Source organism: Bartonella sp. CE47NXGY (assembly GCF_042195415.1).
GTDB lineage: Bacteria > Pseudomonadota > Alphaproteobacteria > Rhizobiales > Rhizobiaceae > Bartonella.
The window spans coordinates 1-744 of record NZ_JBHIOI010000220.1 but is presented as its reverse complement, the minus strand read 5'-3'; the positions used below and the strand labels follow the sequence as shown (position 1 = coordinate 744).

At 43.0% G+C, this 744-nt stretch carries 1 protein-coding gene; it reads right to left on the bottom strand.

Annotated elements, in window-relative coordinates; all coding sequences use genetic code 11:
* A partial coding sequence (locus tag ACFIL3_RS10775; protein ID WP_375633051.1) for an elongation factor Tu occupies positions 1 to 743 on the bottom strand: 743 nt, incomplete at its 3' end.
* Position 744 lies beyond the last annotated feature (1 nt).

Here is a 744-nt window from a genome sequence, read left to right as displayed (position 1 = left end):
GTTGGACGAATACCGATAATCTCGATTTCCTCTCCAACTTTAATAACACCACGCTCAACACGACCCGTAACAACGGTTCCACGACCCGAAATCGAAAACACATCCTCTATCGGCATCAAAAATGGTTGATCAACAGGACGTTCAGGGGTTGGAATATAATTATCAACTTCACTCATTAAAAGACGAACAGCATCTTCACCAATGCTTTTATCCTTATCCTCAAGAGCTGCCAACGCAGAACCCTTAACAATTGGTATATCATCGCCTGGGAAATCATATTTGGATAAAAGTTCCCGAACCTCAAGCTCTACAAGCTCCAAAAGTTCTGCATCATCAACCTGATCAACTTTATTAAGAAAAACAACAATTGCTGGAACACCAACCTGACGTGCAAGCAAAATATGCTCACGTGTCTGAGGCATTGGGCCATCAGCTGCTGAAACAACCAAAATAGCACCATCCATCTGTGCTGCCCCTGTGATCATGTTTTTCACATAATCAGCGTGTCCTGGACAATCAACGTGCGCATAGTGACGATTTTCCGTTTCATACTCAACGTGTGCTGTAGAAATAGTAATTCCACGTGCACGTTCCTCTGGCGCAGCGTCAATTTGGTCATAAGCTTTAAATTCACCAAAATATTTCGTAATCGCTGCTGTCAACGAGGTCTTCCCATGATCAACGTGACCAATCGTACCAATATTAACATGCGGTTTTGTTCGTTCAAACTTGCTCTTCGCCATT